This window comes from Dechloromonas agitata is5, from assembly GCF_000519045.1.
GTDB lineage: Bacteria > Pseudomonadota > Gammaproteobacteria > Burkholderiales > Rhodocyclaceae > Azonexus > Azonexus agitatus.
In genome coordinates, this window is record NZ_KI912532.1 from 2,058,388 (window position 1) to 2,084,284 (window position 25,897).

The 25,897-nt window shown below is 60.2% G+C and carries 26 protein-coding genes and 1 pseudogene; 18 read left to right on the forward strand and 9 right to left on the reverse strand.

The genetic code is table 11. The features are described 5' to 3' along the window. Nucleotides 1-47: 47 nt before the first annotated feature. From K420_RS0110115 to K420_RS18680, 8 genes are all read right to left on the reverse strand, one after another. Nucleotides 48-467 (reverse strand): hypothetical protein, encoded by a 420-nt coding sequence (locus K420_RS0110115; RefSeq protein ID WP_051453065.1) that lies wholly within the window; start codon nucleotides 465-467, stop codon nucleotides 48-50. Beyond that, nucleotides 451-657, reverse strand: coding sequence for a hypothetical protein (locus K420_RS0110120; RefSeq protein WP_027457957.1), 207 nt, complete (start codon nucleotides 655-657; stop codon nucleotides 451-453). Before K420_RS0110120 ends, K420_RS0110115 begins: the two co-directional genes overlap by 17 nt. 205 nt (nucleotides 658-862) lie before the next feature. Further along, entirely contained in the window at nucleotides 863-2,107 is a 1,245-nt protein-coding gene (locus tag K420_RS0110125; RefSeq protein WP_035854707.1) for an NnrS family protein, read from the reverse strand. Further along, nucleotides 2,104-2,841, reverse strand: a complete 738-nt coding sequence (locus K420_RS18675; protein WP_035854709.1) for an ABC transporter ATP-binding protein — start codon at nucleotides 2,839-2,841, stop codon at nucleotides 2,104-2,106. Before K420_RS18675 ends, K420_RS0110125 begins: the two co-directional genes overlap by 4 nt. Before the next feature lie 10 nt (nucleotides 2,842-2,851). After that, a complete protein-coding gene (locus tag K420_RS0110135; RefSeq protein WP_027457959.1) occupies nucleotides 2,852-3,649 on the reverse strand; it encodes an ABC transporter permease in 798 nt (265 codons plus the stop codon). A gap of 11 nt (nucleotides 3,650-3,660) precedes the next feature. Next, entirely contained in the window at nucleotides 3,661-4,689 is a 1,029-nt protein-coding gene (locus K420_RS0110140) for an ABC transporter substrate-binding protein (protein ID WP_408605866.1), read from the reverse strand. An 18-nt stretch (nucleotides 4,690-4,707) separates the two neighbouring features. Further along, a complete protein-coding gene (locus K420_RS0110145; RefSeq protein ID WP_084019619.1) occupies nucleotides 4,708-6,768 on the reverse strand; it encodes a TonB-dependent receptor in 2,061 nt (686 codons plus the stop codon). A 145-nt stretch (nucleotides 6,769-6,913) separates the two neighbouring features. Further along, nucleotides 6,914-7,954, reverse strand: a complete 1,041-nt coding sequence (locus tag K420_RS18680; RefSeq protein WP_051453066.1) for a GGDEF domain-containing protein — start codon at nucleotides 7,952-7,954, stop codon at nucleotides 6,914-6,916. Nucleotides 7,955-8,147: 193 nt separating this feature from the next. Here K420_RS18680 and K420_RS0110155 point away from each other — a divergent pair, with 193 nt between their 5' ends. From K420_RS0110155 to rpsT, 12 genes are all read left to right on the forward strand, one after another. Beyond that, nucleotides 8,148-9,068, forward strand: coding sequence for a bifunctional riboflavin kinase/FAD synthetase (locus K420_RS0110155; protein WP_027457962.1), 921 nt, complete (start codon nucleotides 8,148-8,150; stop codon nucleotides 9,066-9,068). A 9-nt stretch (nucleotides 9,069-9,077) separates the two neighbouring features. Beyond that, a complete protein-coding gene (gene ileS, locus K420_RS0110160) occupies nucleotides 9,078-11,876 on the forward strand; it encodes an isoleucine--tRNA ligase (protein ID WP_027457963.1) in 2,799 nt (932 codons plus the stop codon). Continuing rightward, nucleotides 11,869-12,354 (forward strand): signal peptidase II, encoded by a 486-nt coding sequence (gene lspA, locus K420_RS0110165; RefSeq protein ID WP_027457964.1) that lies wholly within the window; start codon nucleotides 11,869-11,871, stop codon nucleotides 12,352-12,354. Before ileS ends, lspA begins: the two co-directional genes overlap by 8 nt. Next, the gene (locus tag K420_RS0110170) at nucleotides 12,351-12,782 is read left to right on the forward strand and encodes an FKBP-type peptidyl-prolyl cis-trans isomerase (protein WP_027457965.1); all 432 of its coding nucleotides are present in this window, start codon (nucleotides 12,351-12,353) and stop codon (nucleotides 12,780-12,782) included. Before lspA ends, K420_RS0110170 begins: the two co-directional genes overlap by 4 nt. After that, entirely contained in the window at nucleotides 12,782-13,711 is a 930-nt protein-coding gene (gene ispH / locus K420_RS0110175) for a 4-hydroxy-3-methylbut-2-enyl diphosphate reductase (protein WP_027457966.1), read from the forward strand. The genes K420_RS0110170 and ispH overlap by 1 nt, the downstream gene beginning before the upstream one ends. Nucleotides 13,712-13,802: 91 nt before the next feature. Next, a complete protein-coding gene (locus K420_RS0110180; protein WP_035854711.1) occupies nucleotides 13,803-14,210 on the forward strand; it encodes a type IV pilin protein in 408 nt (135 codons plus the stop codon). Beyond that, nucleotides 14,207-14,755 (forward strand): GspH/FimT family protein, encoded by a 549-nt coding sequence (locus K420_RS20145; RefSeq protein ID WP_198293832.1) that lies wholly within the window; start codon nucleotides 14,207-14,209, stop codon nucleotides 14,753-14,755. The genes K420_RS0110180 and K420_RS20145 overlap by 4 nt, the downstream gene beginning before the upstream one ends. Next, entirely contained in the window at nucleotides 14,743-15,117 is a 375-nt protein-coding gene (pilV, locus tag K420_RS20150) for a type IV pilus modification protein PilV (protein ID WP_084019621.1), read from the forward strand. Before K420_RS20145 ends, pilV begins: the two co-directional genes overlap by 13 nt. Next, a complete protein-coding gene (locus K420_RS20155) occupies nucleotides 15,107-16,237 on the forward strand; it encodes a PilW family protein (protein ID WP_157275062.1) in 1,131 nt (376 codons plus the stop codon). The genes pilV and K420_RS20155 overlap by 11 nt, the downstream gene beginning before the upstream one ends. Further along, entirely contained in the window at nucleotides 16,234-16,872 is a 639-nt protein-coding gene (locus K420_RS20475; protein WP_157275063.1) for a pilus assembly PilX family protein, read from the forward strand. Before K420_RS20155 ends, K420_RS20475 begins: the two co-directional genes overlap by 4 nt. Next, complete coding sequence (locus tag K420_RS18685) at nucleotides 16,872-20,237, forward strand: pilus assembly protein (protein ID WP_157275064.1); 3,366 nt, start codon at nucleotides 16,872-16,874, stop codon at nucleotides 20,235-20,237. Before K420_RS20475 ends, K420_RS18685 begins: the two co-directional genes overlap by 1 nt. 102 nt (nucleotides 20,238-20,339) lie before the next feature. Further along, nucleotides 20,340-20,609: a 30S ribosomal protein S20 gene (rpsT, locus tag K420_RS0110195; RefSeq protein WP_027457968.1), complete on the forward strand. Its 270-nt coding sequence runs from the start codon at nucleotides 20,340-20,342 to the stop codon at nucleotides 20,607-20,609. Between the two features lie 81 nt (nucleotides 20,610-20,690). Here the strand turns inward: rpsT and K420_RS0110200 are convergent, their stop codons facing one another. Further along, entirely contained in the window at nucleotides 20,691-20,993 is a 303-nt protein-coding gene (locus tag K420_RS0110200; protein ID WP_027457969.1) for a DUF3579 domain-containing protein, read from the reverse strand. A gap of 248 nt (nucleotides 20,994-21,241) precedes the next feature. Here K420_RS0110200 and K420_RS0110205 point away from each other — a divergent pair, with 248 nt between their 5' ends. The 6 genes and pseudogenes from K420_RS0110205 to K420_RS0110230 all read left to right on the forward strand — a co-directional run bounded on the left by K420_RS0110205 (nucleotide 21,242) and on the right by K420_RS0110230 (nucleotide 25,871). Continuing rightward, nucleotides 21,242-22,414, forward strand: a complete 1,173-nt coding sequence (locus K420_RS0110205) for an aspartate aminotransferase family protein (protein ID WP_027457970.1) — start codon at nucleotides 21,242-21,244, stop codon at nucleotides 22,412-22,414. Nucleotides 22,415-22,416: 2 nt separating this feature from the next. Beyond that, nucleotides 22,417-23,340 carry an ornithine carbamoyltransferase gene (gene argF, locus K420_RS0110210; protein ID WP_035854715.1) on the forward strand — a complete coding sequence of 308 codons (924 nt, stop codon included), beginning with the start codon at nucleotides 22,417-22,419 and terminating at the stop codon, nucleotides 23,338-23,340. 11 nt (nucleotides 23,341-23,351) lie between these two features. After that, nucleotides 23,352-24,578 (forward strand): annotated as a pseudogene (locus K420_RS0110215) (argininosuccinate synthase); the annotation flags it as partial. Nucleotides 24,579-24,782: 204 nt separating this feature from the next. Continuing rightward, nucleotides 24,783-25,004 (forward strand): DUF2788 domain-containing protein, encoded by a 222-nt coding sequence (locus tag K420_RS0110220; protein ID WP_027457973.1) that lies wholly within the window; start codon nucleotides 24,783-24,785, stop codon nucleotides 25,002-25,004. Then, entirely contained in the window at nucleotides 25,004-25,315 is a 312-nt protein-coding gene (gene ppnP / locus K420_RS0110225) for a pyrimidine/purine nucleoside phosphorylase (RefSeq protein ID WP_027457974.1), read from the forward strand. Before K420_RS0110220 ends, ppnP begins: the two co-directional genes overlap by 1 nt. Before the next feature lie 61 nt (nucleotides 25,316-25,376). After that, nucleotides 25,377-25,871, forward strand: coding sequence for a YajQ family cyclic di-GMP-binding protein (locus K420_RS0110230; protein WP_027457975.1), 495 nt, complete (start codon nucleotides 25,377-25,379; stop codon nucleotides 25,869-25,871). Nucleotides 25,872-25,897 lie beyond the last annotated feature (26 nt).

Here is a 25,897-nt window from a genome sequence, read left to right on the forward strand (position 1 = left end):
GAACGCTGGCTGGCTGACCGGAGTGCCGGGGGCTGGCTGCGGGAATTTCAGGGGGTTACAGGCTGGATGGTGCAGTCGTACAGGCAGTCGAGCGCATCGTCGCGCGCCCGCGCCAGGCGTTCGCCTTCGCGGCGGGTGGCATGCAGCGCCTGGTTGAGGCTGCACACGCGATGCGCTGCGGCGAGCAGTGCTTCGTTTTCCGCACGCAGGGCCATCAGTTGCTGGCCGAGGGCGACGATGACCTGGCCGTTTTCCAGCTCGTCGAGGCGGTTGCGCAGCTGGCGGTTGTGTTCGCTCAGGCGGGCGACCTCGTTGGTCAGCGCAATGGACTGCCGGGCACCGTGCGCCGCAGCCTGTCGCTGGGCCTGGCGAGCCTGGCGCAGGGCGAGGCGCAAGGCGGCCTCGTTGTCGGTCGATTCATCGTCGGCCCGGAGCAGGATGCTGCGGTCCTTAAGCGGGGCAAGCATGGCGCGCTTCATGGAGGCAAAGACGGGCGCTGGCCCGTTCGCACAGCTTGCGGGTGTCGTCGTCGACATCGTCGGCATCGCAAATCTGGTCGAGCAGGCGGGCCGCGTTGTGGGCCGAGTGGGCGCAGCCGGTTTCCTCATGCAGCAGGAGGAGACTCAGGGCGCCGGCCCATAGTTCGCGCGAAGGCATGGCGTTCCTCCTCAGTTCGGAAAGGCAGTGACGAGGGCCGCGCCGAGCAGCAGGGCGGCAATCGAAATGTGGGCGATCAGGCTGTTCATGGCACCTCCTGTAAATGAGAGTGTTTCTCATCATAGGGGTTTTTGCCAGAATTGCAAATAGGAATTGTTACTATTTGTGACGATGGTATGGGTTGGCTGCCTGTTGTGCCGGCTGCTCAGGGTGTAGCGGCTTCGACCACCGGCGCAGCTTCGTCGCAGCCGCCGCGGTCGTCCGGCCGTGGCCCGCTGAGGGGTTTCAGCGAGTAGGCCAGATAGAGGCTCCAGCCGACAATCCACAGCATGGCTGCCGCCTGCAGTCCGGCGGTGGCGGCTGCGGCAGCATACGGCGTGCCCGCGCCCACCCTGGCCAGTGCGGCGAGGACGAAGAGCAGGGCGCCGAGCGGCAGCCAGCCGCGGTGATCGAGCCCCCAGCCGCTGTGCATGCGGCCGGCCACGGCCATCACGATCAGCACGGCGAGACCGAGGGCGCCGACGACGAGCAGGTGTTCGCCGGCACTGGTCATCTCCATGCCACTCAGGCGGCCGAGGCCAATCAGCGCGTAACCGAGTGCCATGCAGACGTAGCCGAGGTAGGGGATCAGCACCCAGCGCTGGCACAGGGCGCGCCCGACGTGCCAGTCGTTGAGCAGGTTGGCGATGGCCGCGGCAGCCGCCAGGGCGAGCCAGCCGGCGACGGCATGGCCGGGCAGCAGGAACTCCCCGGCGCTGTAGGCGGCGATGGCGAAGATGGCCAGGTTGCGGCGGGGCGGGCGGGCCAGGTAGGGGGCGGATTCGCCGCCCTGGGCTTCGAGCACGTCGTTGACCAGGCGCATCGAGATGCGGGACAGGGCGACGATGATTAGCGCCATCAGCACGCCGATGCTCAGCCGCAGCCAGGGCATCGGATCGTGGCCGCCGAGCAGTGCGACATAGAAACCGGCATGCACGGCGAGCAGGGCGAGCAGGTTGTAGATGAAGGCGACGTGCCGGCGGTCCGGTTGGTGCCAGATCGGCCCGGCGACGCTGGCGATCAGCGTCAGGAGCAGGGCAAGGTCGCACAGCGCAGCCGGCCAGGCAGTGAGCGCACCGGAGAAGGTGAAGGCCAGGCGACCGCCGAGCCACAGCGCGACCAGCACCTGCAGCCGGCGCCGGGGAATGGAGGGTAAGCCGGTGAATTCCGGCACGGCGGTGAGCAGGAAGCCGACGATGGACGCCATGGCGAAACCGAACAGCATTTCGTGGGCGTGCCAGACCACCGCCCCGCCGGCCACGTCGGGCAACGGCAGCAGGCCGCTCAGAAACGCGATCCAGGCCGCCATGGCCAGTACGCCGTGGGCCGCGGTGAGCAGGAAGAAGGGGCGGAAGGGGCAGAGCCAGACCGGCGCACCGGTCTGGAAAATGCGGTCGAACAGGCGATTCATGGCAATTCCGGCAAGGCGAAGGCGGTGCGGATGTCCGGCCAGCGAATGAATTCGGCGGTACGGGTGAATACCCAGGATTCGTCGCGTTCGGCGAGCGGCGTGTCGACGCGGTGCTCGGCGACGATGCGCCCCGGGCTGCCGGCCATGACCAGGATGCGGTCGGCCAGGCGGATGGCTTCCATCAGGTCGTGGGTGATCATCAGCACGGCACAGTGGCGGTTGTCCCGCTCCTCGGCGAGCAGGCGGTACAGCTCGCTCTTCAGGCCGATGTCGAGGGCCGAGAAGGCCTCGTCGAGCAGCAGCAGGTCGGGCTGCACGGCCAGCGCGCGGGCCAGCGCGGCGCGGCTTTGCATGCCGCCGGACAGGGCACTCGGGTATTTGTCGAGATCGTCCTCGGTCAGCCCCATGCGCAGGGCCAGCGCCGCGGCCGTGGCGTGGCGGGCGGCGCGTGGCTGGCCGGCCGCCTTGAGGCCGAGGGCGATGTTGTCGCGGGTACGCTTCCAGGGCAGCAGGCGGGGCTGCTGGAACATCATGGCCGGCCGCCGGAAACTGCATTCGACGCAGCCTTCCCACGGCGAGAGCAGGCCAGCGGCGAGGTTGAGCAGGGTGGTCTTGCCGCAGCCGGAGGGGCCGACCAGAGCGACAGCCTCGCCGGGCGCAACGCGCAGGTCGATGTCTTCGAGCACGCGCTGGTAGCCGAAGCGGTGGGCGACGCGGTGGATGTTCAGGCTCATCGGCTTGGGCTCACGCAAAGTTCCGCCAGGATTCGACCTTGCGCTTGATCGGTTCGAGCAGCAGGTATTCGATGGCCAGCAGGCTGCCGACCAGGGCGACGATCCAGGCCATCGAGGCAGCCGTGTCGAGGTGACTGCGGGTGACGGCCAAGGCGGCGCCGACGCCGTCACTGGTGGCGAGCAGTTCGGCCATCACCACGACCTTCCAGGCGGTGCCCAGTGCCGTGATCCAGCCCGGGAAGAGGTAGGACACCACGTGCGGCAGGTAAACGTCGGTCAGCTTCATCCAGCCGGGCAGGCCGAACATCTGCGCCACCGCCTGCAACTGGCCGTCCAGCGTGCGCGTGCCCTGCATGGCGCCGACGAAGATGATCGGGAAGCAGGCGATGAAGACGGTAAACACCGGCGTGCCGTCGCCGGCCCCGAACCAGAGCAGGGCGAGGATCAGCCAGGCGATGGGCGGCGTGCCGACGAGCAGCGTGACAATGGGCCGCGCCATCACCGAGGCAGTGACCGACAGGCCGGCGAGCAGGCCGAGCAGGCTGCCCAGGCTCAAGGCCAGCACGTAGCCGAGCAGGGCGCGGCGGGCAGTGACGGCAATCTCCGGCCAAGCCTCGCCGCTGGCAAACAAGCCGGTCAGCGTGGCGAAGGCTTCGCCCGGTGTCGGCAGGATCAGCGAGCCGAGGCGCTGGGCGGTGAATTCCCACAGCGCGAAAAAGAGGCACAGGCTGGCCAGCGAACCCCAGCCGCCCCACAGGTAGTGGCCGGTCGCGGCCAGCCCGTCGACGAGGCGGCGGGCCAAGGTCAAGCGTGCCCGGCTCACGGCTGGCCGGGGTTGCCGTAGAAGCCGGCGTCGGGCAGCTTGCCGCCAACCAGGGCCGGGTTTTTGGCGTGCATCTGCTGGAAGAAGCGGGTCAGCTCGTCGCGCGCCGCGGCAGCGCTGACGTGCTTGAGCGGGCTGGCGGCGAGCGAATCGGCGACCGCCTCCGGGGTCAGCAGGTCGATGCGCCTGGCGACCATCTCGCCACACTGCAGCGCATTCCTCTGGCACCAGAGGACGGACTTCTCATACGCAGCCATGACCCGGGCCTGCAAGGCCGGGTCGTTCATGGCCTTGCCGAGCACGGTGATGCCGGCTTGCGGCAGGCGCGCCTCCTGCTTGAACAGGCGGCCCCATTCCTGCTGCAGGTCGACGCTGCGATGCAGGTCCGGCGCGATGACGCTGACCGGGAAGGACTTGGTCTTGCGCAGCGCCATCGACACCGCGGGCTCGGCGAGCAGGGCGTGATCGACGCGGCGGGTAACCAGCAACTGCATGGCGTCGAGCGGCGAGGCGACGTAGCGCAGGGTGAAATCCTTTTTCGGGTCCAGGCCCTGCTTTTCGGCGAGCAGGCCGAAGACGATGTCCGGCATGTCGGCGCGGAAGGGCATGGCGATTTCCTTGCCGCGGAAATCGGCCAGCGTCTTCAGGTTCGGGTCGCGCGAGACCATCCACAGCACGCCCCAGGTCGAGATGTTGAGCAGCTTGAGCGACTGGCCGCGGTTGTACAGGTTGGCCGCCACGTTGCTCGGCATGGCGACGAAATCCGCCTTGCCGCCCAGCGCCAGCACGCGCAGCTGGTCGGGATCTTTCCACAGGGCGAATTCGACGTTGTCCGCCACCTCCTTCAGCGCCCTGGTTTCCACCATGTGGATCAGCGGCACCGAGACGGCGGCGGCCGGGCCGGCCAGCACCAGCTTGGGCAGCTTGTCGGCACGGGCCGGTGTGGCCAGCACCAGGGCAGCCAGGCAGGCCGCCGCCAGGCGGCTGAGACGGGAGGTTTTCGGGCTGAAGAAGGCGGAGATCACGCGTTGCTTTCCTTTCGGTTAAAAACTGCCGCGCCAGGCAAGCTGGACGCTGCGGCCGGGGGCCTTGATCTCCCAGCCAGAGAGGCCTTCGGTCTGGTGTTCGTGGTAGGTCTTGTCGGCCAGGTTCCTGACCGCCAGGCGCAGGCTCTGGTTCTTGGCGAAGGCCCAGGTGGCGCCCAGGTCGGCCGTCACGAAGCCAGCGGTGGCGTTCTCGGTGCCGCGCGTGAAGCGGGTGGCGATGCGATCCTGGCGGTCGACCAGGCGCAGCGTGAAGTCGGCCTTGACGCCGGGCAGCACGTTGCCCAGCCAGCCGAGGCGGGCTTCGTCGGCCGGCATCTGGAACAGCGGCTCGTCGAGGTCGTTGTTGGTACCTCGCACCAACGAGTAGCCAGCGCTCAGCCAGTGGCCGGAAACGACCTGCCAGCGGGCATTGGCCTCGAAGCCCCGGATCGTCACGTTGCCCAGGTTGACGGTCTTCTTGCAGTTGCCAGCATTGGGGGCTCCGCAAGCCGCCGTGGCGGCGGCGCCGGTCAGGATCTGGCCGGTCAGGTAGTTCTCGATGCGGTTGTGATAGCCGGCCACCTGGTAGACGAACTGGCTGCTGGCACCCTTGATGCCCAGCTCGAACTGGTCGGCCTTCTCGGCTTCCACCTCAGGGCTGCCGGCGTAGAAATAACCGTCGCCGCGGACGCCGGATTCGTAACGCTCGCGCATGCCCGGGGCGCGGAAGGCGCGGGCGTAGTTGGCGTAGGGGCGGAGCAGCGGCGAAACCTCGTAGATGGCGCCCAGGTTGCCCGAGAAGGCGTTATCGGTGCCGTCCAGCCCGGTCGTGCGGGCACCGTTGAGCATGCTGTCGGCACTCGATTTGACCGTGTCGTAGCGCAGGCCGGCCAGTACGCTCAGCTTGCCGAAGCGCATGTCATCCTGTACGTAGGCGCCGACGGCGGTGATCTTGGCCTTCTGGAAGGGGTTGTTGGCGCTGAAGGCCGTGAAGTTGGGGGCGGCTGCCTGCCAGCGATCCGGGTTGCCGGTCATTTCCCAGGCATTGACGCCGAAGGAAACGAGATGCTGCGGATGCACCAGCCAGTCGGCCTTGGCGTCGATGCCGTCGGTCCGGAAGGTGACCTGGTTGGTGACGATGTCGCGGTTCAGCCAGTTGGCGTAGGCGTAGATCTGGCGTTCCATTTCCTGGCGATAGACGCGCACGTCAAGGTTGAGCGGTTGCTCGCCGCTGCCCTTGCGGCTGTAGCCCAGTTCCAGCAGGCGGCGCTCCTGTTGCGGCGAATGCACAATGGTCGTGCGCGTGGCCGGGTTGGTCGGGTGGCGTTGGATTGAACCCGGGTACCAGACATCCTCGTCCTTGTGCAGCTGCGCCGAGATGCGAATCTGCTGCTGGCTGTCGAGGCGGAAGCGGTATTGGCCGATGAAGCTGTCGGAATCGTAGCCGGTGCGGGCGACGCTGCCTTCCGGCGACTTGTAGTCGTCGATGCGGGCCAGCGAGGCGCCGACCATCAGTGCATGGTCGCCGGCGCTGGCGTTCATCACCGCCGTGCCGCGCAAGCCCTTGCTGGCCGAATCGAAGGAAGCGCCGGCCTCGACGCCGACCCCCGGCGTAAAGCGGGCCTGCGGCAGCAGCACGTTGATCGCGCCGCCCAGCGCGCCGGTGCCGTAGAGCACCGATGAAGCGCCCTTGACCACCTCGACCCGTTTGGCCATGCCGAGCGACATGAAGGAGGCGATGGCACCGGCCGGCTGCGCCGAGTTGAAGCGCATGCCATCGACCAGCAGCACGATGCTGTCCTTGCCCAGGCCGCGCAGCGTCGGGTTCTGGCCCTGCGCGCTGTCGTTGGAAATGGCAATACCGGGCTCGCCGCGCAGCGCGTCGCCTAGGTTCTGCCCGCCGCGGCGGGCGATTTCCTCGCGCTCGAGGGTACTCGTGGAGATCGGCGTTTCCAGGTCGCTGGCCGAATAGCCCTTGGCGGTCACGTTGACGGCCGACAGGGCGGTATCGTCAGCATGGGCAGCAGAGAAGGCGACAAGCAGGGAAAGTGTTATCGGACGCAGGTGCGGCAGGGCCATGGCAACTCCAGTATCAATCAGGTTGGGGCTGGCTGGCGGGGTGCTGGGCTGGCTTGCCGATCGGTAAATTAGTCGTGGATTATAAGCGAATAAGAATGATTTGCATTTTGATGTCAATCAAGACCATGGGCGCCAGGTCGAACGCTTAGAACAACTCGACTTCGCCCTTGGCGATCTCTTTGGCGGCAATGGCCCCGGCGGCCACCAGTTGCTCGTAGCAGGCCACCTGATTGCGGCCATGGTGCTTGATGAAGTAGAGCGCTTCGTCGGCGCGGTCGATGACATCGGTCGGCGTATCGTTTGAGCGCAGGGCACTGAGGCCGATGCTGATCGTAATTCTGCCGACGCGGCTGAACGGTTGTTGTTCGATGTCGCTGCGGAAGCGCTCCAGTACGGCCAGGGCATCCGCTTCATCGGTCGGCTGGAGCAGGGCGATGAACTCCTCGCCGCCAAAACGGAAGAGCTGGTCGTCGAATCGGAAGGCGCGCCGCATCGCCTGGGCGAGCATGATCAGCACCTCGTCGCCGATCAGGTGGCCGAAGGTGTCGTTCACCTGCTTGAAGTGGTCGATGTCACAAACCGCCAGCCAATGCGGGGCATCGCTCGCACCGCGCCGCCGGCTGGGCGACGTGCCGTTTGATTGCGGATCGGCGGCGGCCTGCCCGAGCAGTTCGAACAGGTGCTTGTCGAAGGTCTTGCGGCTGGCCAGCCCGGTCAGCGTATCGGTCTCGCCGTAATCGAGCAGGTTGATATGGTTACCGAAATACTCGATCAGCCCCATCAGCGTGACGCGCTCGTCGCCGGAAAACTGGTCGGAGAGCGTCAGGTCGATCATGTAGATCGGCTCGTCCAGATGCATGATGGGGAAAATTACCCGGTGCGAGCCGTCGGCCAGAAAATCCAGTACAGCCGATTTTTCCCGGCGGCATCGCTGGAGCAGCGCATCGCGCTCCAGGGCAAAACAATGCTTCTTGTCGGGCAGATAGGCATTGCGCAACACCTTGCCGGCCGCCCCGTAAGCGGCGCAGGTATAGACCATCGGCTTCCTGGCACCGGTATAGCAACGGTAGATGGTTGTTTCGCGCGGATGAAACAGGTGCTGCAAGGCGTCGACAATGGCCGAATTGATTTCCGTGCGGTCCCGTCGCGATGAAATCTGGACGACGTGATTGATGAGGTCGAGCATGGAAACGATGGCGCACTAGGTATGGCCCATTATAACGAAAGGCTTGCTCTTTCCCCGAGCCGGCCTGTTTCCAGGGCTGCTTTTCGAGCGGAATCAGCCTCCCCGCCTCCGGCATGTCGTGCCGGGCCTGTGGCCATGCTCCGCAGTCGTTCCCAAGCCGTTATAATTCAACGTTTTTCCCGCCTCCAGATTCATGCGCGTCTTTCGCGGCCACTCGCGTCCCGTTCCGGCTCCCGTCGTGCTCGCCATCGGTAATTTCGATGGCGTGCATCTCGGTCACGCCGCGCTGGTTGGCCGTCTGGCCGAAGTGGCCGGGGAGCGCCAGTTGGCGCCCATGGTGCTGACCTTCGAGCCGCATCCGCGCGAATTTTTTGCGCCGCAAGCCGCGCCCGCCCGTTTGTCCACGCTGCGCGAAAAGCTCGAACTGCTGGCTGATAGCGGCGCCCGGCAGGCCATGATCTGCCCGTTTAATGCCCGCTTCGCTGCCTTGTCGGCCGACGAATTCGTCGAGCAGGTGCTGGTCAGGGGCTGCCAGGTCAGGCACCTGATCGTCGGCGATGATTTTCGCTTCGGGCAGGGGCGCGTTGGCGACTACGCGTTCCTGCAACAGGCCGGCGCCCGCCATGGCTTCACGGTCGAAGCCATGGGCAGCGTTACCGTCGATGGCGAGCGCGTCTCCAGCTCCGGCGTGCGTCGCGCCCTGGCGGCCGGTAACATGGAACATGCCGCCCGCCTGCTCGGCCGCCCCTACATCATCGACGGCCAGGTTTCGCACGGCCAGAAGCTCGGCCGCCAGCTCGGCTTCGCCACGGCCAACCTGCGCATCAAACACAATCCGCTACCGATGACCGGCGTCTTCGCCGTCGAAGTCAGCGGCCTCGGCGCGCAACCCCTGGCTGGTGTGGCCAACCTCGGTGTCCGTCCCACCGTCGGCGGTACCCGACCGCTGCTCGAAGTCCACCTTTTCGATTTCAATCGCGACATCTACGGCGCGCACATTGCCGTGCGTTTTGTGCACAAATTGCGCGACGAGCAACGTTTCCCCAATTTCGACGCCCTCAAGGCGCAGATCGCGGCCGATGCCGCGGCGGCGCGGGCTTTCTTCTCGCTGTGAGCACGCAAAATGGCTGATTACAAAGACACCCTGAACCTGCCGGATACCGCCTTCCCGATGCGCGGCGACCTGCCCAAGCGCGAGCCGCAATGGGTTGCCGACTGGCAGCAGAAAAAGCTTTACCAGCGCATCCGCGAGATCAGCGCCGGCCGGCCGCGCTTCGTGCTGCACGACGGCCCGCCGTATGCCAACGGCGACATCCACATCGGCCATGCGGTCAACAAGGTGCTCAAGGACATCATTGTCCGCTCCAAGACCCTGAGCGGCTTCGACGCGCCCTACGTGCCGGGCTGGGACTGCCACGGCCTGCCCATCGAGCACCAGATCGAAAAGCTGCACGGCAAGAACATCCCGGCCGACAAGGTACGCGAACTGTGCCGTGCCTACGCCGCCGAGCAGGTCGAGCGCCAGAAGAAGGACTTCATCCGCCTCGGTGTGCTGGGCGACTGGGACAACCCCTACCTGACCATGGCCTTCAAGGCCGAGGCCGAGGAAATCCGCGCTCTGGGCAAGATCATGGAGCAAGGCTACTTGTACCAGGGCTTGAAGCCGGTCAACTGGTGTCTGGATTGCGGTTCGGCGCTGGCCGAAGCTGAGGTCGAGTACGAGGACAAAACCTCGCCGGCCATCGACGTCGCCTTCGAAGTGCATGACAACCACGCGGCCAAGCTGGCTGCCGCCTTCGGCCTGACCCACCTGCGCGGCCCGGCCTTCGTGGTGATCTGGACGACGACCCCGTGGACCCTGCCGGCCAACGAAGCGGTCAGCGTGCATCCCGAACTGACCTACGACCTGATCGAAACCGAGAAGGGCGCCCTGATCCTGGTGCGCGAACTGGCCGAAGCCGCCTTGAAGCGCTACGGCCTGGAAGGCACGGTCGTGGGTTCCTGCCCGGGCCTGGCCCTCGATCAGGTGCTGCTCAAGCATCCCTTCCAGAACCGCGATGTCGCCATCATCTGCGGCAAGCACGTCACGACCGACGCCGGCACCGGCCTGGTGCATACCGCACCGGCGCATGGTGTGGACGATTACAACATCGGCAAACAGTACGGTTTGCCGGTGAATAACCCGGTCGGCAACGACGGCAAGTTCATCAGCACCGTGCCGGCGCTTTCCGTCGGTGAATTGGCCGGCAAGTCGGTTTGGGAAGCCAACCCGCTCGTACTGCAGGAACTGGACGCCAAGGGCCGCCTGCTCAAGCAGGAAAAGATCCAGCACAGTTACCCGCACTGCTGGCGCCACAAGACCCCGATCATCTTCCGTGCCACGACGCAGTGGTTCATCGGCATGGAAAACCGCAAGGACGAAAGCGAACCAACCCTGCGCTGGATCGCCGAGCGCGCCGTCGACGAGACCCAGTTCTTCCCGGCCTGGGGCCGCGCCCGCCTGGAAGCGATGATGAAAACCCGCCCGGATTGGTGCGTCTCGCGCCAGCGCAACTGGGGCGTGCCGATTCCCTTCTTCCTGCACAAGGAAACTGGCCAGCCGCACCCACGCACGGCCGAGCTGATCGAACAGGTCGCCCAGCGTGTCGAGCAGGCCGGCATCGAAGCCTGGTTCAGCCTGGATGCCAAGGAATTGCTGGGTGACGAAGCCGAGCACTACGTCAAGATGAAGGATACGCTCGACGTCTGGTTCGATTCCGGCACGACGCACTGGCATGTCCTGCGCGGCTCGCACGCCGATGTATCGACCCATCCGGCCGACCTCTACCTTGAAGGTTCCGACCAGCATCGCGGCTGGTTCCAGTCCTCGCTGCTCTCCGGCTGTGCCATCGATGGCCGCGCCCCGTACAAGGCGCTGCTCACCCACGGTTTCGTGGTCGACGGCAAGGGCCACAAAATGTCCAAGTCCAAGGGCAACGTCATCGCGCCGCAGCAGGTGTCGGACAAGATGGGCGCCGACATCCTGCGTCTGTGGACGGCCTCCACCGACTATTCCGGCGAACTCAGTATTTCCGATGAAATCCTCAAGCGCGTCGTCGAAGGCTACCGCCGCATCCGCAACACATTGCGCTTCCTGCTTGCCAACGTCTCCGACTTTGATGCCACCGCCGACATGCTGCCGGTCGACCAATGGCTGGAAATCGACCGCTACGCGCTGGCCCTGACCCGCGAACTGCAGGAATCCTGCCGCGCCGACTACGACCGATACGAATTCCACCGTGTCGTCCAGGCCTTGCAGACCTTCTGCTCGGAAGACCTCGGCGGGTTCTACCTCGACATCCTGAAGGATCGCCTGTACACCACGGCACCCAAGTCGATCGCCCGCCGCTCGGCCCAGTCCGCCCTGTGGCACATCACCCAGTCCTTCGTCCGCCTGCTGGCCCCGATCACCGCCTTCACCGCCGAGGAGGTCTGGGCCGTGCTGACCGGAAAGGCAGACGATTCGGTCATGTTCCAGGTCTGGCACGATCTGCCCGAACTGGCCGGCGAGGGCGAGCTGCTCACCAAGTGGAGCCTGATCCGCTCCGCCCGTGCCGACGTGACCAAGGCGCTCGAGGCCCAGCGCGAAGCCGGCAAGATCGGCTCGGCACTGCAGGCGGCGGTCGAAATCCGCTGTGCCGGTGAGAAATACGATGCATTGGCGTCGCTCGGTGACGACCTGAAGTTCATCTTCATCGTCTCGGCCGCCAGCGTTGTGCGCGATGACAAGGAGCATGTCGAAGCCAGCCCGCTGGAGCATGGCAAGTGCGAGCGCTGCTGGCATGTTCGCGAGGATGTGGGTGCCGACGCTGAACATCCCGGACTGTGTGGCCGTTGCGTCAGCAACCTGCACGGAACGGGCGAGGCGCGCCGCTGTGCCTGACAAGCCGGCTCACTGGTATGTGCTGGCGGGGCTGGTCGTCATCCTCGACCAGCTCAGCAAGTGGGTCGTCCTCAACCACATCCAGTTCGGCGAGACGATCTACGTCGCGCCGTTCTGGAACTGGGTGCTGACCTTCAACCCCGGCGCGGCTTTCAGCTTCCTGGCCGATCAGCCGGGCTGGCAGCGCTGGTTCTTCACGATACTGGCGTTGGCTGTTTCAGCCTGGATGGCTGTCGAGATCAGGCGGCATCCTGCTCAAAAGCTGCTCGCCCTGGCCCTGGCGCTGGTCATGGGCGGCGCCATAGGCAACGTGATTGACCGCGTCCGCTTTGGCGCCGTCGTCGATTTCATCCAATGGCATGCCGCTGGTTTCTACTGGCCAGCCTTCAATATTGCCGACTCCGCCATCACGGTCGGCGCCATCCTGCTGGTCTTCGCCCAACTGACCGGCGCTCCCCATCAAGAGAAATCCCGATGACTGCAACCGTCCGCTCCGACAGCTATCTCACCCTGCATTACCGGATCACCACGCTCGATGGCGAGGAGTTCCTCTCCACCTTCGATATGAGCCCGGCCACCCTGCAAATGGGTAGCGGCCAACTGGCCGAGAACCTCGAAAGCGTACTGATCGGCCTGCCGGCACACGAACGTTTCGTCTTCGAACTGGAACCGGCCCAGGCCTTCGGCCAGCACAACGAACGCCTGGTCGAACGCATCGCCCGTAACGCCCTGCCGGCCGGCATGGAACTCAAGGAAAATTCTGTCGTCGAATTCACCGCACCCAACGGCGGCACCTTCGCCGGGTTCTTGCGTGAGCTGGACGGCAGTTCAGCCCTGTTCGACTTCAACCACCCGATGGCCGGAAAGACAATCCGCTTCGAGGTGGAAATCATCGGAATCATGTAATGGAAATTCTCCTCGCCAACCCCCGTGGCTTCTGTGCCGGCGTCGAACGCGCCATCGCCATCGTCGAGCGCGCCCTGGAAAAATTCGGCGCGCCGATCTATGTCCGCCACGAGGTCGTGCACAACAAGTTTGTCTGCGACGACCTGCGTGCCAAGGGGGCTGTTTTTGTCGAGGAACTCGATGAGGTGCCTGCCGGCAGCACCGTCATCTTCAGCGCCCACGGCGTCTCCAAAGCCGTCCGCGCCGATGCCGCAGCCCGTGGCCTCAAGGTCTTCGACGCCACCTGCCCGCTGGTCACCAAGGTGCATGTCGAAGTGGACAAGATGCGCAAAGGCGCTCGTGAGGTTGTCATGATCGGACACAAGGGGCACCCGGAGGTCGAAGGCACGATGGGGCAGAGCGATGGGGGGATGTATCTGGTCGACACGGTCGAAGACGTCGAGCAACTCGTCGTCCGTGACCCTGATCACTTGTCGTTCGTCACACAGACTACGCTGTCGGTCGATGACGCGACGGTGGTTATCGAGGCGCTTAAAAAACGCTTTCCCACCATCCAGGGGCCGAAGAAAGATGACATCTGCTATGCCACGCAGAACCGGCAGGATGCGGTGAAGGCATTGGCCGAGCAGTGTGATCTGGTTATCGTGGTGGGGAGCCCGAATAGTTCGAACTCGAAGCGTCTTCGTGAGGTGGCGACTGCCCGCGGTGTTAATGCTTACTTGGTAGATAGTGCGGCCGATGTTCAACCAGCCTGGCTGGATGGTAGAAAGTGCATTGGCATAAGCGCTGGTGCCTCAGCACCGGATGTTCTGGTCGGTCAAGTCATTGACCGTATAGCACAATTGACTGGTGCGTTAGTCGTAACGGCACCGGGTATTGACGAAAACATTTCATTCCCTCTCCCCAGGGAGCTCGCGTTGGATCACTGATACCGCTAGTCGTTAATTCCTTTCCTTTGGTCGCCCTCAAGAAGCAAAGCCCCGCCTAGTGAATTAGATTACCCTTCAAAGGAGGGTCATCATGCGTGGCTTAGTTGGAAAAAATTCAGGCTTTACTCTGATCGAACTGATGATTGCGGTTGCGATTGTCGCTATCTTGGCGTCGATCGCTTTGCCGTCCTATCAGGATTACGTGCGTCGGGGGCGTATTCCGGAGGCGACCTCCGGGCTGGGCCAAGGGCGGGTCGTCATGGAGCAGTGGTTCCAAGATAACCGGACTTACGTTGGGGCTCGGTGCCCAGGCGCAACGCAGAGTTTTGGCTTTGTATGCAATCCCCAGACGGCAGATACATTTACGATCACTGCCACTGGTATCGGTACGATGGCTGGCTTCACTTATACCATCGATCAAGCAGGTGCGATGACCTCGGCAACTCCGTGGGGTAATGGGGCGACCTGCTGGATTGCTCGTCGAGGTGATGCGTGTTGAATGATCGTTTCCCCTTTCAGCGCGGTGTCTCGATCATCGAATCAATGATCGTAGTCGCGTTGGTTGCCATTTTGTTGATTCTTGCGCTGCCTGCGGGTAATGAATGGCTTTCCAATTCACGTATTCGGACCGCTGGCGATGGAATGCTTGCCGGCCTCCAGTTGGCACGTGCCGAGGCTGTCCGGCGTAACGCCGTCGTTGAATTGGAAATCACTGGAGGAAATACCGCCGGGTGGACAATTCGTGCAGGTAACGAGGTGGTTCAGTCGCGAGGAGCCGGTGAGGGTACGGGGAACGTAGTTGTTGTTACGTCACCTGGAGGGGCAACCAAAGTCAGTTTTGATGGGCTAGGGCGACGTACTGCTAATGCAGACGGGAGTGCGGCAATTAATCGCATTGCCATTGATTTGCCGACCAGTGTTCTGCCCGCAGACCGAACAACTAACCTGGAGTTGCGCATCGGTGTGGGTGGCCAGGTTTTGATCTGCCTTCCTGATGTGGAAGGTAGGCTCAATGCGCAGGATGTACGCAAATGTCAAAATTAGCAAATATTCCTTGCCGTGGACAACAAGGTGTCGCATTACTTGAGGCACTAATCGCGGTGCTGATTTTCTCCATCGGCATTCTCGCCGTTATTGGCCTACAGGCGACATCCGTTCGCTTGACAACAGATGCTAAATACCGAGCTGATGCCAGCTTTCTGGCCAATCAGGCTTTGGGGCGTGTTTGGGCTGATCCGGGTAATTTGGCCGCTTATGTCGAAGCTGACACTGCGCTTGCAGGTTTGCCTGGTGGAAAACGCAAGGTAGAGGTTGTGGGTGACCGCGTTACGGTGACGATTACGTGGCAGCTACCGGGTGGTGATGCTCACAATTTTGTTGTGTCGGGGTACGTCAATGTCAACTGAACGCGCTGTCAGAAAGAGTCTCATTGAAAGTGGTTTTGGCCTCGTCGAATTGATGGTGGCATTGGTTATTGGATTGGTCTCGACGCTGGTTATTCAACAAGTACTGACAGCATTTGAAGGCCAGAAGCGTACAAGTACGAGTGGAACAGATGCACAAATCAATGGATCGGTAGCGTTGTACACCGTGGAGCAGGCAATTCGTCAGGCTGGCTATGGTTTGTATGGGGCAGATGGTAAGTTACTGTGCCCGTTGGGGATCAATATATTTTATGATGGTGTTGTTAAGTCGAATGGTGGGCTAGATTTTTCCGTTCCAGTAATCATAAGGCCTGGGCAAGGTGCAAGGGGGTCGGATGTAATTCAAACCTTGTTCTCGGATAGTGATTTTGGTTCCATTCCGACAACTGTCGTCAAAAAAATGCCAACGCCGTCTGCAGAAATCACCGCCAGTGGCAATGGTGGCCTTAAGCAAACAGACACGTTTGTAGTAGCTGGAAAAAATGGCAGCAAGGTCTGCACCCTCATGCAGATGTCGCAGGATCCGCAGAAAACAGGTAATGGATGGAATTTGCAGCATAATTCCGGACAGTATTTATATAACCCCGCCAACCCGTCAAATGTATTTACTAATGCACCCGAATATACGATTGGTGATGTTGTTGTAAATATGGGGGCGTTTGCCCAGCAGTATTTTTTAATCCCAAATAACGCTGGTTGTAATCGCAGTTTGTCGGTGGGAGGAGCAACTGCTCCGATTGCTTTTAATACGTGCGATCCAGTTCCTCTCGTTGATCAAATTGTTTTTATGGCGGCGCAGTACGGAATTTCGCCAGCCGGGAGTACTCAGGTTAGCGAGTGGAGAAGTGCTAGTAACTTCGATATTCTCGCTGATCCCAAAACGACCGTTCCTCGCGTGCGAGCAATACGTTTGGCCATCGTGGCGCGGAGCACTCAGTTTGAAAAGGAAGAGGTCAGCCCGGCAGCAATCACACTTTGGGAGGCTGGGTTGCCAGGTGATCCTCCCCCTGTCTTCAATATCGACGCGGACGGCCGACATTACCGTTATAAGGTCTATTCGACCATCGTTCCAATTCGTAACGTGATTTGGGGGGGCGTATGAGACAGCGGTTAAATGCATCCCTGTATCCTGGAAGGCAATCGGGTGTGGTTTTGCTGGTGGCGCTAATTGCACTGGTCGCTATCACGTTGGCCGGTTTGGCTTTGCGCCGTTCCGTCGATACGGGAATTGTCATCGCCGGTAATCTCGCCTTCAAGCAGGCGACGACGCAGGCTGGGGATGCAGGAACGGAGGCTGCGATTACCTGGCTTCAGAACAACGCAGGCAACTTGAATACTGATTCGCCAGGCAATGGTTACTACGCGACATGGATGGAGAATTGTGATCTCACGGGCAACATGACAGCTGCCGTTGATGACTCAGTCAAGTGGTCGGCTACCGATGCTGGGGGGTGTGGAATGGTAGCTGTGGGGGTTCAGGCCAATAGATTGCCCGCTGGCTATGAGGCACGATATGTCATTAACCGCGGGTGCAGTGCAGCCCTCCCGGCAAATGACCCAACCAATTCATGCTCTGCTTTCCAGTCGAGTTCAGCCGGTGGCGGCAGTACCAAGGGTGGACCGTCATACGGTCAGTTGGGTTTGGGCGGTTCTGCGCAGCAATATTACCGGATAACAACCCGTGTGACAGGGCCTCGAAATACGATTGCGTTTGTTCAGGCTACGGTCGTTTTCTGATGGCGAAGGAGGCTATTGTGAAAAGAATTAATTTGCTAGGTATTTGGGCTGCTTCATTGTTGTTCGGTGGAAGCGTTGCCGCCGCAGTCCCGGATCTGGCTGATAAACCTCTGGCGAGCGGTACGAGCGGCGAGGTAAAGCCGAATGTCATGTTTATTCTCGATGACTCCGGGAGTATGGGCTGGACCCATCTGCCAGATCATGTGCGGAGCTTGCGCACAGATTATGGGTATAAATCACCCCAGTGCAATGGTATTTACTATAACCCGAGTGTTGTCTACAAGGCGCCAGTTAAGGCGGATGGAACGAGCTATCCGGATGTCGATTTTTACAATGCACCGTATGATGGTTTTGATTCCAGTTCTGTTAAGAAAAATCTGTCCTCAGAGTTCCGCGCTTATGATAATGATACAAGCTACGGTGGTGGAAGCGACGCGGAGCAGGCTGCCTATTATTACTCATATTCTGGAAGCCAGGCTGCGCTCTCTTATACGTACGATGCTTCTGGTAATGTTCAAACGACTACGACGTTTTATAAAGAGTGTACTAGCTCGATTGGAGATACACCGGGTAAGAATGTTTTTACAAAAGTAACGGTTGGTGCTGGGGAGAGGCAGAATTTCGCGAATTGGTATAGTTATTATCGTGTGCGAATTTATTCGGCAAAAACTGCTTTGGGAAGAGCAGTTGCGAGTTTGTCGGAGCCATCGAAATATCGCTTGGGTTACACCACGCATAGTTATACCGGAACAAATAGTACAAGCAATGAATTTCAAAAGGTAAATGATTTTTGCAGCGCTTCTGACGGTTGCACACAGCGCATATATTTCTATAGCAAGCTTTACGGAGCGTCGGCATCCGGCGGCACCCCGTTGCGAGCTGCCCTTTCCAAAGTAGGCAAGATGTATGCAGGAAAATTGCTCACGGGGGCTGATGATCCGATGCAGTATTCCTGCCAGCAAAATTTCACGATCTTGGCGACCGATGGTTTTTGGAATGGTGATGCGGGTTACAAGCTGGACAATGGTGGTATCGGTAATCAGGATGGTGGAACGACGGCACGCCCGATGCTGGATGGCCTGAACAAGAGCGATACCTTGGCTGATGTGGCCATGTACTATTACCAGACTGATCTTCGTGATACAGCGTTGGGAAACTGTACCGGGGCTTTAGGTAAGGATGTTTGCGAAAACAATGTGCCGGGTGCCGGCCTTGACAAAGCGTCTACGCAGCACATGACCACTTTCACATTGGGTCTGGGAATCGATGGCTCATTGAAATATTGTGAAAATTACGAGGCAGGTGGTTGTGCAGATTATGTTGCACTGACTCAAGGTACGAAGAATTGGCCAGATCCCACCGATAACGAGGATTTACACCGCGTGGATGATCTTTGGCATGCGGCAGTGAATGGCCGAGGCAAATATTTCAGTGCCAAATCACCGGAATCCCTGGCTAGCGGCGTCCAGAAAGCACTGGCTGGTGTATCTGCCCGCACTGCCTCTGCAGCGGCGGCCGCTACTTCCAATCTGGAGCCGGTGGCTGGCGATAACTACGCCTATGTAGCTATGTACACCACGGTGGATTGGGATGGGGATATCGAGGCGAGGGAAATTGATCTTTCCGTTGGTACCGTCTCGGAAATCGCTATGTGGTCGGCCAAAGCGAAGCTTGGGCAACTGGTTTCGGCAAGCGCTGATAGTCGCAATATTTATTTCAACAAAAGCGGCACACTTAGGCCATTCAATGCGACGAATCTGACGACTCAGATTGCCTCAAAATATTTCGAGCCGGGGTTGACCAATCCGAATGGTGCGCTCTCTCAGTATTCTGCACTTTCCCCAACCGATCAGGCGCTTGCGACGCAAGAGAGTGTAATTAACTACTTACGAGGCTGGTCACAATATGAGGATGAGACTAGCAACACATACAAGCTCTATCGCGACCGGAAACATGCACTTGGCGATATCGTGAATGCGGCGCCGGTTTTTATGAGCAAACCGCCATTTGGCTACACAGACAGCAATTACGCAGCGTTCGCCGAAAACAATAAGACTAGACAGTCAGTTGTTTACGCGGGTGGCAATGATGGGATGCTTCACGCATTCAATGGCGATACTGGTGTTGAAATGTGGGCCTTTGTGCCTTCTGCGGTAATTCCCAATCTGTACAAATTGGCAGATAAGAGCTATGGAACGAATCATCGTTTCTATGTTGATGGACCTATCACTGTTGGTGACGTTTGCCTGGCAACGACCTGTGCCGCTAATCAATGGAAAACGATGTTGGTTGGTGGCTTAGGTAAAGGTGGGCGTTCATATTACGCATTGGATGTCACCAATCCCTCATCGCCGGCGCTTTTGTGGGAGTTCACCAACCCGAATTTGGGGTATAGCTTCGGCAATGCCCTGATTACAAAACTCAATGGTACTTGGGTGGTGATCGTTGCCTCGGGATATGACAACGGAGTTGGGGATGGAAAGGGGCATTTGTTCGTGTTGGATGCGAGGGATGGCAGCATTCTCGCTGACATTGTGACTGATAACTCGGTGACAGACCCGGCTCTTAGCGGGATAGCCAAGATCAATAGCTGGGTTGACAATGGCAACCTAGATAACTCGACGCGTTATGTGTATGGCGGTGATTTGTCGGGCAATTTGTGGCGCTTCGATATCGAGGCAAGAACCGCTGCAAAGTTGGCGATTCTTGGCGGGGTTGCGCCCGTGGGTGTGCAATCCATAACGACTAAGCCTGAACTTGCGGAGGTCTCCGTGGCAGGTATTCCGACCCGACTTGTCATGGTGGGTACTGGCAGGTATTTAGGTACAACAGATGTGGGCTCCAAGGATAGGATGTCATTCTATGTACTCAAGGAGGACTTGACGTCTACTTACGGGCTGGTCCGTTCGGATCCTAGAATGGTTGAACAACAGTTGACTGGTACGGTTGGTTCGCGCCAATTGACATACACTGAAATGCTTTCTACCAATATCGGCTGGTATATGGACTTTGATGCCGAGGATGGTGAACGCGTTAACGTTGATCCGAAATATCAGGTTGGATGGTTGGCCTTGCCGACCAATGTGCCCAATCCAAATGTCTGCAATATTGGCGGCACAAGTTGGTTGTACTTCTTGAATCCGTGGCCAACCAAGTCCGTCGCCGCGTCGACAGCGGAGTTGGTCAACATCGGCAATTCCTTGATCGTGGGTATTAACACGATCAGACTTCCGACCGGTAAAGTGGTAACCATCGTTACAACGTCTGATGCTAAGTATCCTGTAGTTGGGAATCCGTCAGCTCCCCCTGCTGGTAGCCTGAAGCGTGTAAATTGGCGGACACTGACAACTGAGAAGAGAAAGTAATGACTCCCTGGCAAGGTGTGTCCAATCCGAAATTTCACTTGGTTAACGATTGAGTTTCTGGTATAGTCGCACCTTTGTTTTTCCCGACTTCATAGGTTTCCAATGGCCAATAGCGCACAAGCCCGCAAGCGCGCCCGTCAAGCTGACAAGCAGCGCTCCCACAACGCCAGCCTGCGTTCGACCCTGCGCACCGCGATCAAGCGCGTGCGTCAGGCGATTGATGCTGGTGACAAAGCCGCCGCTCAGGGCGTCTTCCAGCAATCCGTCGCAGTGCTCGACCGCATCGCCGACAAGAAGATCATCCACAAGAACAAGGCTTCTCGCACCAAGAGCCGCCTATCTGCTCAGATCAAGGCGCTGGCTGCTGCCTGATCTCACTGGGTTGATCCAATAAAAATGGCGCCTCCGGGCGCCTTTTTTTATTACCTTTTTTATTGCTGTGTCGGTTTCGTTTCAGGGCGTTTTCTTGTCGATGGGGCAGACGCCGTCAACGATCTGCAGATCGTTATCCTGCGCGAAGTTGAGCATGAAGCGGTAGGCCATGGGTTCCAGTTCGCCGAGGCGGCCATCTACGAATACGGCTTTTTCCCCGTTATAGTCGCCGGGGCCCACGTAGGGTGAGTACTTCATCTTGCGTTCCGCGCCAAAGGCGGACATGACGCCGCACAGGCGCTCGGCCCAGTCGCTGGGGCGAAACTTTCGTCCTTCCTTGGTGAGGCCAACAATGATGAATGTGGTCGATTCTAGGTTTGTCATTGTTCTACTCTGCGTTTGCGGGCGGTACGACCTTGCGTGGGCGCATTCTAGCAGAAGCGGTTGCGCTTTCCATAATTACGGCGCCGCTGCGGCTACTGGCGGGTCGTGCGTGGCAGGGATCGTTCTATACACGGTCCTGTTTTTTTCATAAAATTCAGCTTTCTGCGGTTTGCAGGCGGGCACATCGCCAGTAAACAGCGGTCGTTTCGGCGGCGGTTGCCGCCGTTTTTGTTTTGTGAGGTTGCCTCATGTCGCATGTCATGAATACCTACGCCCGGTTGCCGGTGACTTTCAGTCATGGCAAAGGCTGCCGGATTACCGATACCGAGGGCAAGGAATACCTGGATGCCCTCTCGGGGATTGCCGTTTCCACCTTGGGCCACGCTCATCCGAGACTGGTCGACGCGATTGCGGCTCAAGCTGGGCGCATGTTGCATACCTCGAACCTCTACCGCATTCGCGAGCAGGAGCAACTTGCCGACAAGTTGTGTGAATTGTCCGGGATGCAGGAGGTGTTCTTCGGCAATTCCGGCGCCGAGGCAAATGAGGCAGCGATCAAGCTGGCACGTTTTTATGGACACAAGAAGGGCGTCGAGTTGCCGACCATTGTCGTGATGGAAAAGGCTTTCCATGGCCGTACGATGGCGACGCTGTCGGCAACCGGAAATCGCAAGACGCAGGCGGGGTTCGAGCCGCTGGTCTCCGGTTTTGTCCGGGTGCCTTATGGCGACCTCAATGCCATCCGGGCGGTGGCCGAGCACAACAAGAATATCGTCGCCGTCATGCTGGAGATCATCCAGGGCGAGGGGGGTATTCACCTGGCGGATCCAGTCTATTACCGCGGCGTGCGCGAATTGTGCGATGCCCACGACTGGATGATGATCTGCGACGAAGTGCAGTGCGGCATGGGGCGCACCGGAAAGTGGTTCGGCTATCAGCAGGCTGGCGTGTTGCCGGATGTCGCAACGCTGGCCAAGGGGCTGGCTTCCGGCGTGGCGATCGGCGCCTGTATGGCGAGTGGCAAGGCGGCAGGGCTGTTCGGCCCGGGCAACCATGGTTCGACCTTCGGCGGTAATCCGCTGGCGTCGACGGCTGCCTTGACGACGATTGCGGTCATGGAGGAGGAGGGGCTGCTCGATAACGCGGCGCGCATCGGTTCGTTGATTCGCCAGTTGTTCGGTGAGGCGCTGGCCGGTGTGGCCGGCGTGGTCGATATCCGGGGGCATGGGCTGATGATCGGCATCGAACTGGATCGCCCGTGTGGTGAGCTGGTCGGCAAGGCGCTGTCTGAGGGTTTGTTGATCAACGTGACCTCCGAAAAGATCATTCGCCTGTTGCCGCCGCTGATCTTCAGCGATGATGATGCACGGGAGCTGGTGGCGCGCACCGCGCCGCTGATCAAGGATTTCCTGGCAGCTTGATCATGGCAATCAAACATTTCCTGCAATTCAAGGATTTCACCCGCGACGAGATCGAGTACGTCTTCGCGCGTACCGGGTGGATCAAGAACCAGTTCAAGTCGTACCAGAAGTACTGGCCGCTCTCCGACCGGACGCTGGTCATGATCTTCGAGAAGGCCAGCACGCGGACTCGCCTGTCGTTTGAGGCAGGGATGCAGCAGTTGGGTGGCTCGGCGATTTACCTGAATACACGCGATTCCCAGCTTGGGCGTGGTGAGCCGGTCGAAGATGCGGCCCAAGTGATTTCCCGGATGAGCGACATCGTGATGATTCGCACCTTCGAGCAGGAGATCATTGAGCGCTTCGCCGCCAATTCCCGTGTGCCGGTCATCAATGGCCTGACCAACGAATACCATCCGTGCCAGATCCTGGCCGATATCTATACCCATTTCGAGCATCGTGGCTCGATTCGCGGCAAGACCGTGGCCTGGGTGGGTGATGCCAATAACATGTGCAACACCTGGCTGCAGGCGGCTCAGGTGCTGGATTTCAAGGTGCATGTGTCGACGCCGCCGGGCTATGAATTGCAGCCGGAGCTGATCGCCGGGGTCGACGCGTCGTGCTATCAGGTTTTTGCCGATCCGATGGATGCCTGTCGTGGGGCCGATTTGGTGACCACCGACGTCTGGACCTCGATGGGTTACGAAGCTGAGAACGAGGCGCGCATGAAGGCTTTTGCCGATTGGTGCGTCGATGCCGAGATGATGGCCGTGGCCAATCCGGGGGCATTGTTCATGCACTGCCTGCCGGCGCACCGCGGCGAGGAAGTAACCGCTGAGGTGATCGATGGTCCGCAGTCGGTGGTATGGGACGAGGCGGAAAATCGCCTGCATGTGCAAAAGGCCCTGATGGAATATCTCCTTCTCGGCAGGATTGAAACGCAATAAAGGGAACGCAAATGAGCGATATCAAGAAGGTTGTGCTGGCCTATTCCGGCGGTCTGGATACCTCGGTCATCCTCAAGTGGCTACAGGATGTGTACAAGTGCGAGGTCGTCACCTTCACGGCCGATCTCGGCCAGGGTGAAGAGCTGGAGCCGGCACGCAAGAAGGCCGAATTGCTTGGCATCAAGCCGAAGAATATCTACATCGACGATCTGCGCGAGGAGTTCGTCCGCGATTTCGTTTTCCCGATGTTCCGCGCCAACACCATCTACGAAGGTGAATACCTCCTCGGCACCTCGATCGCGCGTCCGCTGATCGCCAAGCGCCTGATTGAGATCGTCAATGAAACCGGCGCTGACGCCATCTGCCATGGCGCCACCGGCAAGGGTAACGACCAGGTTCGCTTTGAATTGGGCGCCTATGCGCTGAAACCGGGCATCAAGATCATCGCACCCTGGCGCGAGTGGGATCTGCTGTCACGTGAGAAGCTGATGGCCTACGCCGAAACGCATGGCATCCCCATCGACATGAAACACAAGAAGGGCGGCTCCCCGTATTCGATGGACGCCAACCTGCTGCACATCTCCTACGAAGGTCGCCACCTGGAAGATCCGGCAGCCGAGGCCGAAGAGTCGATGTGGCGCTGGACCGTGTCGCCGGAAAAGGCCCCGAACAAGGCCGAGTACCTCGACCTCGAATTCGTCGCCGGTGACCTGGTTTCGATCAACGGCCAGAAAATGAAGGCACATGAGCTGCTTGCCACGCTGAACCAATTGGGCGGCAAGCATGGCATCGGTCGTCTCGACCTCGTCGAGAACCGCTACGTCGGCATGAAGTCGCGCGGCTGCTACGAAACCCCGGGCGGCACCATCCTGCTGCGCGCTCACCGCGCCATCGAATCGATCACGCTCGACCGCGAAGTCGCCCACCTCAAGGATGACCTGATGCCGCGCTATGCCAGCCTGGTATACAACGGCTACTGGTGGAGCCCGGAGCGCAAGGCGTTGCAAGTGCTGATCGACCACACCCAGCAGAACGTGAACGGTACCGTTCGCCTGAAGCTGTACAAGGGCAATGTCATCGTTGTCGGCCGTGATTCAAAGACTGATTCGCTGTTTGATTCGACCATTGCCACCTTCGAGGACGATGCCGGTGCTTACGATCAGAAGGATGCCGGCGGTTTCATCAAGCTGAATGCCCTGCGCATGCGGATTGCCGCCAACCTGGCTGCCCGCAAGGGGGGCAAGCCGGCAGCAGCCAAGAAGGCTGCCGCTCCGAAGAAGGCGGCACCCGCCAAGGCGAAGGCCAAGCCGGTTGTCGCCAAGGCTGCTCCGAAGACGGCTGCCAAGCCGGCGGCGAAGGCTGTTCCGGCCAAGGCAGTAGCAAAGCCGGCTAGCAAGTCGGCCGCCACCAAGAAACCGGCGGCCAAGAAGAAGGGCTAAGCGATGGAAGGCACCGTATTCGGCTTCAACGAGGAGCAGATCGCTGATTTCTTCTCGACCTGGGGCGTCGGGGCCTTCATCCTGTTCATGCTGTTCATCATCGGTGAGATCGCCTGGCGTTCCAAGGCAGGCAAGACGGGCACCTTCGTGCTCTTCTTCGTGCTGGCCTTCGGCATGCTGGGCTTCATCGCCAAGGGCATCATTCAAAAAATCTGGGGTATCTAATGTCGCAATACGACAACGTTTCTGTGGTCAAGAAGGCCAATGTTTATTTCGATGGCAAGTGCGTCAGCCACACCGTGGTGCTGGCCGACGGCACCAAGAAGACGGTCGGCGTGATCCTGCCGTCCAGCCTGACTTTCAACACCGGTGCGCCGGAAATCATGGAAGGTGTCGGCGGTTCCTGCCGCGTCAAGCTGAAGGGCGAGAGCGAGTGGAAGGTCTACGGCGAAGGGCAGTCCTTCAACGTGCCGGGCAATTCCAGCTTCGAAATCGCCTGCGACGAGCCGTATCACTACGTCTGCCACTTCGGCTGATTGCCTGAGCGTTTGACACTGCGCCCGGCCGAGTGGCCGGGTTTTTCATTAGGAGGAAACGATGCCGTCTTTTGATTTCACTTCCGAAGCCGACATGGTGGCGCTGAAAAACGCCATTGACGTGGCGGCCCGCCAGATCGAGAACCGCTACGACTTCAAGGGTACCTCGGCCAAGGTCGAGTTGAACGAGAAGGACAAGCTCATCACGCTGCAGGGCGATTCGGACTTCCAGCTTGACCAGATCAAGGACATCCTCTTCCCAGCCATGGAGAAGAAGGAGGTCGAGAGTACCAAGCGCCTCGATCAGCAGCCGGTGCAGAAGGTCTCCGGCAACAAGGTGAAGCAGGAGCTGAAGATCAAGCTGGGTATCGAAACCGAACTGGCGAAGAAGATCGTCAAGCTGATCAAGGATGCCAAGCTCAAGGTGCAAGCCTCGATCCAGGGGGACGCCGTGCGTGTCCAGGGGGCCAAGCGCGACGACCTGCAGGAATGCATCGCGCTGATTCGCAAGCAGATCACGGATTTTCCGATCAAGGCGGGCAATTTCCGCGACTGACCGGTATTTCCGTTACGACATGCGAC